We start from the raw sequence: 8,230 nt of genomic DNA, 5'->3' as shown, positions 1-8,230 counted from the left end.
GGCGAACACCCCTCCGCCCCCGGCACGGCCCGGCTACACTCCCGACCACCAGGCCGCTGACCAGGGAAAACGGAGAACTCTCACTGGAGTACTAGCCCGTCCGGCGCAGTGCCCGACCGGCCAGGTATAGACCAATCCGAACCCCTGCGGCTAGCGTGGACGGCGCCCCCGCCCCCTGCTCCGGAGCCGCACCGTGCAGTCGTCCGTCCTCGCCTTCGCCACCGACCTGCTGGACGAGGGCCCCGACACCTTCTTCGGCAACCTCGCCGACCGTGCCGGGGTCGGCGGCGTCACCCTCGCCTCGGTCTACCACGAGGCCCGGGACGTCTTCCCGCACAACCCCCGCCGGGTGGTCCGCTACCTGGAACCGGGCGCCGCCTACTTCCGCCCCGACCCGGCCCGCTGGCGGGGCCGCCGCCTCGCGCCCGTCCCGTCCACCGCCATCGGCGAGCGCGACCCGTTCGCCGAGGCCGCCGCCGAGGCCCGCCGCCGCGGCCTCGGGCTGCACGCCTGGACGGTGTTCTGCCACAACGACCGGCTCGGCTTCGCCCACCCCGACTGCGCCCCGGCCAACGCCTTCGGCGACCGCCACCTCACCGAGCTGTGCCCGGCGAACCCGGAGGTCCGCGAGTACGCGCACACCCTCGTCGCCGACCTGGCGCGCTACGGCGTGGACGCGGTCCGGGCCGAGTCGCTGCACTTCCACGGCCTGCGCCACGGTTACCACCACGAACGCTATTTCGAGGAGCTCGGTCCCGTCGCCGAGGCGCTGCTCGGCGTCTGCTTCTGCCCGCACTGCCGCACGGCCGCCGCCGGCGCGGGCGTCCCGGCCGACGAGGTCGCCGAGGCCGTGCGCACCGAGCTGCGCCGCCGCCTCGCCGACGAGAGGGCCGCCGCCGAGCCCGGTGCGCTGGACGAGCTCGCGGACGGCGCGTTCGCCGCCTACGTGGACGCCTCCGCCGCGACGGTCACCTCGCTGGCCGCCGAGCTGTCCGCGCAGGCCCGTCGCCACGGCATGCGGCTGAGCTTCATGGACGGCGGCGGCCCCGGCAAGGGCTGGCTGTCCGGCATCGACCTGCCCGCGCTCGCCGGGGCCGCGGACCAGATCGAGACGCTCGGCTACGCGAGGACCCCCGAGGCCGTCCGGGAGAAGATCGCCGCCTTCGCCCTGCACGGCGTCCGCCCGCAGGACATGGCGGTGATCCTGCGCCCGATGTCCTCGGACTGCGACGGCCCGGAGAACCTCGCCGCCAAGCTCGCCGTCCTGCGCGAACTCGGCGTCCCCGAGGTCGAGTTCTACAACTACGGCCTGATGCGTCTGTCCTCGCTCGACCGGATCGGCGCCGCGCTCCGCGCGTAGGACCCACCGCCCGCCCCACCGGCGGCCCCCACCGGCGGCCCTACCGCCGCCGCTTGGACGTCCCGAACAGGCTGCGCGAGATCTCCTGCCCGAGCTGCTTCCCGGCCGAGCGCGCGAGCGACTTCACCGTCGGGTTGTTCAGCAGCGAGCCGAGCAGCCCGCCCGCCCCGGCCTGCGCGCCGGCCCGCCCCGCCTCCCGCGCCGCGTCGCGCGACGGCTCGGGGACGGGCGCCGGCGCGGGTTCGGCGCGCGCCGCCCGGGCCGCGAGCTTCTCGTACGCCGACTCGCGGTCGATCGCGTCCCGGTAGCGCGCCGTCAGCGGAGAGGCGTCCACGAGCGCCCGGAGCGCGCCCTCGTCGACCGGCCCCATCAGCGACTGCGGCGCCCGCAGCCGGGTCGCGGCGACGGGCGTCGGCGCGCCCTTCTCCGACAGGACGGTCACCACGGCCTCCCCGGTGCCGAGCGAGGTCAGCACCTCGCTCAGGTCGTACGAGGACCGGGGGAAGGTGGAGACCGTCGCCTTGAGCGCCTTGGCGTCGTCCGGGGTGAACGCGCGCAGCGCGTGCTGCACCCGGTTGCCGAGCTGGGCGAGGACGTCGGCGGGCACGTCCTTCGGGGTCTGGGTGACGAAGAAGATCCCGACGCCCTTGGAGCGGATCAGCCGCACGGTCTGGGTGATCGCCTCCAGGAAGGCCTTGGACGCGCCCTTGAACAGCAGGTGCGCCTCGTCGAAGAAGAACACCAGCTTGGGCTTGTCGAGGTCGCCGACCTCGGGCAGCTCCTGGTAGAGGTCGGCGAGCAGCCACATCAGGAAGGTGGAGAACAGCCGCGGCCGGTCCTGCACCGCGGGCAGCTCCAGCACCGAGACGACGCCCCGGCCGTCCGCCGCGGTGCGCAGCAGCTCGGCGGTGTCGAACTCGGGCTCGCCGAAGAACGCCCCGGCGCCCTCGTTCTCCAGCACCGTCAGGGCGCGCAGGATCACCCCGGCGGTGGCCGACGAGAGCCCGCCCACGGTCCGCAGCTCCTCCTTGCCCTCGGGGGAGGTGAGGAAGCCGATGACGGCGGTGAGGTCCTTGAGGTCGTACAACTCCAGGCCGGCCCGGTCGGCGTAGTGGAACACCAGGCTGAGCGAGGACTCCTGGGTCTCGTTCAGGTCCAGCACCTTGGACAGCAGCAGCGGCCCGAAGCTGGTGACGGTGGCCCGGACCGGGATGCCGGTGCCCTCGCCGCCGAGCGAGAAGAACTCGGCGGGGCAGCCCGTGGCCGTCCACTCCTGGCCGACCTCGGCCGCCCGCGCGGCGGTGCGCTCGCTCGGCGCGCCGGGCGCGGACACCCCGGAGACGTCCCCCTTGACGTCGGCGAGGAACACCGGCACGCCCTGGGCCGAGAGCTGTTCGGCGATCAGCTGGAGGGTCTTGGTCTTGCCGGTGCCGGTCGCGCCCGCGACCAGCCCGTGCCGGTTGAGCACGGCGAGCGGGATGCGCACCTGGGCGTCGGGGTAGGCCGTGCCGTCCAGGAGCACCGCGCCGAGGTCGAGGGCGGGCCCGGTGAAGGCGTACCCGTCGGCGATCTCCCGGACGGCCGGCGGGGTGAGGGCGGAGGACATCGGGGCACACTCCTGGGCAGAGCGGGACCGGGCCGCGCCAATGGGGCGGAACCCGGTCGGAAATCGTGGGCGAAGTTCGCGACATTTCCCATCAAACAGCCGCAAACGTCCACCCGCAGTTCACACCCGAGCGCGTGGCGGCGTCGCGGCTGCTGCGCCATCCGCCGTCCGAACGGTAGGCTTTCCGTGTGATCTTCAAGCGCATCGGCAATGGGCGGCCGTACCCGGATCACGGCCGGACCAGCACCCGCCAGTGGGCCGACGTCGCCCCGCGCCCGGTGCGACTCGACCAGTTGGTGACCACCAAGGGCCAGCTCGACCTCGAAACCCTGCTGGCCGAGGATTCGACCTTCTACGGGGACCTCTTCGCCCACGTGGTGAAGTGGCGCGGCGACCTCTACCTGGAGGACGGGCTGCACCGGGCCGTACGGGCCGCGCTGCAGCAGCGCCAGGTGCTGCACGCCCGTGTCCTCGACATGGAGTGACGGGCCCGCCCGCACGCTTCCGGACCGCCCCCTCGCCGCCGAGGCGGAGGGCGGTCCCGTCGTACCCGGGCGCCTCCGCACGCCCCTCTCGTACACCCTTTCGGGTAGCCGGGTACTCCAGATGATGATCGTTTAGTACCTTCGCAGGCAACGGGCACTAATCTGCTGACTACGGCCGCGACCTGGGGAACCGACCCCTCCGGCCGACTCGTCGTCATCCCGAGATCCCGTGTCATCCCGACCCCGCCCCGGCACCGAGGGGGAGACAAACCGTGAGCATGTTGACTCCCCAAGGCCTCAAGGGGAAGCAGTACCGCGTCACCGGCAACGCCTATCCGCGTCTCGGCCGGCCGCCCAAGAAGAGCCGCAAGGTGATCGCCGGGCTCGCGGCGCTGCTCGCGCTGGCCCTCATCGGACTCGGCGGCGTGCAGCTCTACGACATCTTCACCGGCAAGAACAAGCACACCAGCGCGCAGGCCTGCGCCACGCCCTCCGGCAAGGCGCTGGCCGCCCCCACCCCGGGGGCCACGCCGGGCGCACCCGCCGCCTCCGGCGCGCCGGGCGACCCGCACGCGATCCCGCAGCCGGCCACGATCACCGTGAACGTCTACAACGCGACCACGAAGGCCGGCCTCGCCGGACGGACCGCCGACGAGCTGAAGAAGCGCGGCTTCACCATCGGCAAGGTCGGCAACGCCCCGGCCGAGCTGGACAAGAAGGTGCCCGGCACCGCCCAGGTGATCGCCGGCCCGGCCGGCGCCGGCGCGTCCACCCTGCTCAGCTCGCAGATCGCGGGGGCCACCGCCACCGCCGACGCGCGGACCGACGCCAGCGTGGACTTCGTCATCGGCGACAGCTACAACGCCCTCCTGGACGAGACCCAGGCCGCCGCCGCGCTCGCCCTGGCCACCAAGCCCTCCCCCACCCCGACCGCCACCGGCAGCTGCTGAGCGCGCGGCGCGCACGGCGCACACGGACGCGGAGAGCCCCCCGGCAGTGCGCCGGGGGGCTCTCGGTCGTTCGGGGGATCGTGCGTCAGCCGGCGGTGCCGTAGAGGCGGTCGCCCGCGTCGCCGAGGCCGGGGACGATGTAGCCGTTCTCGTTCAGGCGCTCGTCCAGGGCGGCGGTGACCACGGTGACCGGCAGGTCCGCCAGCTCCCGCTTCATCACCTCGACGCCCTCCGGCGCGGCCAGCAGGACCACGGCGGTGACGTCGGTGGCGCCGCGCTCGATCAGCATCCTGATCGCCGCGACCAGGGTGCCGCCGGTGGCCAGCATCGGGTCGAGCACGTAGACCTGGCGGCCGGAGAGGTCGTCCGGCATCCGGGTGGCGTAGGTGGAGGCCTCCAGGGTCTCCTCGTTGCGGACCATGCCGAGGAAGCCGACCTCGGCGGTCGGCAGCAGGCGGGTCATCCCGTCCAGCATGCCGAGGCCGGCGCGCAGGATCGGGACCACCAGCGGACGGGGGTAGCTGAGGCGGGTGCCGGTGGTGACCGCCACCGGCGTGGTGACCTCCACCTCGTCGGTGCGGACGTCCCGGGTGGCCTCGTACGCGAGGAGGGTCACCAGCTCGTCGGTCAGGCGACGGAAGGTCGGCGAGTCGGTGCGCTCGTCGCGCAGGGTGGAGAGCTTGTGGGCGACCAGGGGGTGGTCGACGACGTGGAGACGCATGTACCGAGGTTAGCCCGGCCCTGGACGCCTGTACGACACGCCGCGGGCCCGCGGCGCGCGGCGGGGCTCACTCTGCCGTGACACGCCGTGACGCACGGCGAATGTCAGGACGGAACCGGTCGCCGTGGTATCAACCGGGCCGTTCTGGGAATGTCACGTCTTATGACGAGCAACCCGAAGGCCGGGGACGGCTCGGCGGAGGAGCCCAGGGGCCCCTCGGGCGGCCGCGCGGGCCCGCCCGCGAGCCCCCAGGAGACCGAGGCGGAGCGCCGCAAGCGGCGGGCCGTCTTCCTCCGCGAGCTCACCGAGGCGCGCGAGCTGCGGGAGCGGGTCCAGCCCAGGCGGACCAAGGAGCGCCGGATGCGCGAAGCGATGCGGATGCGAACCTTCCGGATCTGAGGCGGTTCCGGAGGGCCCGGGTCCGCCGTTCGGCCGTCCCCGGACGGTCGGGGCGGCGCGCGGCCGGCCGCCGGCCGACGCTTCCGACACGACCTGCAAAGACGCGCTGCCGAACACCCCCCGCGAGGGCGGGCTTTCTGTCACGATTCCGATGGGACGGTCCGAACAGCGGACCGCCTCTGGCGCGGGGGCGGCCAGATGTTCGCGTCGCCCGTGCGCGCCGACAGCCGAGACCGATGATCTTGGGAGTGTCCCTGGTGGCGTATTTCGCTGCAGTGCTTGCTCGCTCCGAGGACGGGTGGGACGTGAGCGAGACGGAGCTCGACGACGTCGAAACCCTGGCCGATCTGGCCGACCTGGCCCGCGACGCCGCGCAGGACGACGACAGCGTCCTGATCTTCATCGAACAGGAGGACGCCTGGTTCGCCATCGTCCGGGTGGACGGTGAGGAGGACCCGCGGATCTTCGTGTCGGACGGCGCCGCCGCCGCCCGCAGCTCGTACGGCTCGGTCCTCACCGACGAGCTGGTCGACCAGGCCGGCGAGAGCGAGTTCGGCGACCTCGACCACCTGGTCGTGGAGCTGGAGGACAGCGAGGAGGCGGAGGAGGCCGACGAGGCCGCCGACGACGCGGCCCCGCACGGCGGCGTCCCGGTCGGCCCGCTCGGCGACTCCCACCTGCTGACCGAGTTCGGCCTGCCCTCCGAGGAGCTGCTCGCCCTCAGCGGCGAGGGCGCCGTGCCGGGCGACGCCCTGGAGGAGATCGCCGAGGCCCTCGGCTGCGGCGAGGTCCTGGAAGCGGTCCGGTAGCGGGCAGCGGGCCGACCGGTGTCCGCCGCCGGATGCCCGACACTGGATGCCATGCAGTCCGCCACCCCCGCAGCCCTCCCGATCACCCCGCTGCCCGCTCCCGTCCGCCCCGACCCGGTCCGTGACCGCTGGGCGGCGCCGATGCGCCTCGCGATGGCCGAGGCCGCCCTGGCGCCGGCCACCGGCGACGTCCCGGTCGGGGCGCTCGTCCTGGGCCCGGACGGCGAGGTGATCGGGCGCGGCCACAACGAGCGCGAGGCGGTCGGCGACCCGACCGCGCACGCCGAGGTGGTCGCGATCCGCCAGGCGGCGGACAAGGTCGGGCAATGGCGGCTCGGTGGCTGCACGCTGGTCGTCACGCTGGAGCCCTGCACGATGTGCGCCGGCGCGATCGTGCTGTCCCGGATCGACCGGGTGGTCTACGGCGCCCTGGACGAGAAGGCCGGCGCGGCCGGCTCGCTCTTCGACGTGATGCGCGACCGGCGGCTCAACCACCGCCCCGAGGTGATCTGGGGCGTCCTCGCCGACGAGTGCGGCGAGCAGCTGCGCGCGTTCTTCGGCGACCACCGCGAAACCCCCCGCTGAAGGTCCGCCGGGATACGGATTTCGTGACCGCCGCACCCGTCCGGTAGAGTTCCTCTCGGTAGCGTGTCCGAGCGGCCAAAGGAGCACGCCTCGAAAGCGTGTGTGGGGGCAACTCCACCGTGGGTTCGAATCCCACCGCTACCGCCAGAAAGCCCGAGGGCCCGTCCGATCCGGACGGGCCCTCGGCGTTTCCGCGCACCCTCGTGACGCGGAAAGGGCTCCGCACCCGGGGCCGATGACCACCAACGCCCTTGTCGAGTACGGAGCCTGGAGGGGGGAGCGGTTCGGGGGGACCAACCGCTCCCCCGACGGAGTCCCACAACCGGTGCCGCGGTCGGGGGAGGAGCCGCGGCACCCGGTCCCACAGCGGGGAGCTCCGGATCCACGCACCGGGAATTCCTGCCAGATCCCCGGTACGCCATCCATCCTGCCGCCCGGTCCGCCCGCGGGCACCCGGAGAAAGACCCCACTCGCGGGGACCTTCGTCCCGCCGGGCGAACGCGTCGCACACTTGATAGCCCGTCCGGTGGATAAGCTGCCCCTGCAGGGCCGCTCGGGGACCCGGATGACGGCGGCCCACGGCTGGGAGGAAGGTCACCCGATGGCGCAGGCGAAGAAGATCGGCATGGTCCTCCTGCTCGTCTTCGTCCTCTACTCGATCATCACCTCGCCGGCCCGCTCGGCCGAGCTCGTCCAGTCGGGCTTCGAGGGCATCTCGAACGCCGCCAAGGCCGTCGGCACCTTCATGACCGGGCTGATCAAGTGACCGCCCCGGGCGGGTGACCGCCCCGGGCGCCGGACGGGCCCGACCAGGGGGCGGACGGCCGCGGAGGCGCCGCTGCACACCGGCTACGGTGGGCGGGACCCTCTGTACCCCCGTCCGCGAGGAGCGGCATCGTGATCCGGCACCTGGTCCTGTTCAAGCTCAACGAAGGCGTCAGCAAGGACGACGAGCGCGCGCTCGCGGGCGCCGAGGCGTTCGCCGGGCTCGGCTCGGTGATCCCCGAGCTGCGCGAGTGGGAGTGCGCCTGGAACACCACCGAGCGCGACATCGCGTACGACTACGCGATCAACAGCCTGGTCGAGGACCGCGACGCGCTCCAGGCCTACCTGACCCACCCGGCCCACCAGGCCGCGGCCGGCCAGTGGCGCGAGTTCGCCACCTGGGTGATCGCGGACATCGAGGTCTGATACCACCATCCGCCCGGGGCGCTTCCCCCGGACGGATCGCGGCGCCCCCCCCCCGGGCCCGGCGGGGGGCCCCCGGGCCGGCGGGGCCGAACCCGGCGGGGCCGCCCCCCCCCGGCCCCGGGCG

10 protein-coding genes and 1 tRNA gene are annotated in these 8,230 nt (G+C 73.7%); 9 read left to right on the top strand and 2 right to left on the bottom strand.

Features of this window, described 5'->3' with window-relative positions; genetic code table 11:
• Positions 1-193: 193 nt before the first annotated feature.
• The gene (locus ACFV4F_RS19835; RefSeq protein ID WP_380504036.1) at positions 194-1,360 is read left to right on the top strand and encodes a hypothetical protein; all 1,167 of its coding nucleotides are present in this window, start codon (positions 194-196) and stop codon (positions 1,358-1,360) included.
• 40 nt (positions 1,361-1,400) lie between these two features.
• On the opposite strand, the gene ACFV4F_RS19830 is transcribed toward ACFV4F_RS19835, so the two are convergent.
• The gene (locus tag ACFV4F_RS19830) at positions 1,401-2,966 is read right to left on the bottom strand and encodes a helicase HerA-like domain-containing protein (protein WP_380504033.1); all 1,566 of its coding nucleotides are present in this window, start codon (positions 2,964-2,966) and stop codon (positions 1,401-1,403) included.
• A gap of 188 nt (positions 2,967-3,154) precedes the next feature.
• Between ACFV4F_RS19830 and ACFV4F_RS19825 the strand changes: the two genes are divergently transcribed.
• The gene (locus ACFV4F_RS19825; RefSeq protein WP_329927244.1) at positions 3,155-3,451 is read left to right on the top strand and encodes a type II toxin-antitoxin system VapB family antitoxin; all 297 of its coding nucleotides are present in this window, start codon (positions 3,155-3,157) and stop codon (positions 3,449-3,451) included.
• 278 nt (positions 3,452-3,729) lie between these two features.
• Positions 3,730-4,401: a LytR C-terminal domain-containing protein gene (locus ACFV4F_RS19820; RefSeq protein ID WP_380494650.1), complete on the top strand. Its 672-nt coding sequence runs from the start codon at positions 3,730-3,732 to the stop codon at positions 4,399-4,401.
• 85 nt (positions 4,402-4,486) lie between these two features.
• Here the strand turns inward: ACFV4F_RS19820 and upp are convergent, their stop codons facing one another.
• Positions 4,487-5,122, bottom strand: a complete 636-nt coding sequence (gene upp, locus ACFV4F_RS19815; RefSeq protein ID WP_380444567.1) for a uracil phosphoribosyltransferase — start codon at positions 5,120-5,122, stop codon at positions 4,487-4,489.
• Positions 5,123-5,284: 162 nt separating this feature from the next.
• Here upp and ACFV4F_RS19810 point away from each other — a divergent pair, with 162 nt between their 5' ends.
• The 6 genes from ACFV4F_RS19810 to ACFV4F_RS19785 all read left to right on the top strand — a co-directional run bounded on the left by ACFV4F_RS19810 (position 5,285) and on the right by ACFV4F_RS19785 (position 8,106).
• Positions 5,285-5,521 carry a hypothetical protein gene (locus tag ACFV4F_RS19810; protein ID WP_380444569.1) on the top strand — a complete coding sequence of 79 codons (237 nt, stop codon included), beginning with the start codon at positions 5,285-5,287 and terminating at the stop codon, positions 5,519-5,521.
• 236 nt (positions 5,522-5,757) lie between these two features.
• A complete protein-coding gene (locus ACFV4F_RS19805) occupies positions 5,758-6,330 on the top strand; it encodes a tRNA adenosine deaminase-associated protein (protein WP_380444570.1) in 573 nt (190 codons plus the stop codon).
• Positions 6,331-6,381: 51 nt separating this feature from the next.
• The gene (gene tadA / locus ACFV4F_RS19800; protein WP_380444572.1) at positions 6,382-6,915 is read left to right on the top strand and encodes a tRNA adenosine(34) deaminase TadA; all 534 of its coding nucleotides are present in this window, start codon (positions 6,382-6,384) and stop codon (positions 6,913-6,915) included.
• Between the two features lie 57 nt (positions 6,916-6,972).
• A tRNA-Ser gene (locus ACFV4F_RS19795) sits at positions 6,973-7,062 on the top strand.
• A 379-nt stretch (positions 7,063-7,441) separates the two neighbouring features.
• Positions 7,442-7,681 (top strand): hypothetical protein, encoded by a 240-nt coding sequence (locus ACFV4F_RS19790; protein ID WP_380444587.1) that lies wholly within the window; start codon positions 7,442-7,444, stop codon positions 7,679-7,681.
• Between the two features lie 131 nt (positions 7,682-7,812).
• On the top strand, positions 7,813-8,106 hold the full coding sequence (locus ACFV4F_RS19785) for a Dabb family protein (RefSeq protein WP_380444574.1): 294 nt from the start codon (positions 7,813-7,815) through the stop codon (positions 8,104-8,106).
• The last annotated feature ends 124 nt before the right edge of the window (positions 8,107-8,230 follow it).

It is taken from the genome of Kitasatospora sp. NPDC059722 (assembly GCF_042733235.1).
GTDB lineage: Bacteria > Actinomycetota > Actinomycetes > Streptomycetales > Streptomycetaceae > Kitasatospora.
This window is presented reverse-complemented; position numbering and strand designations above follow the sequence as displayed.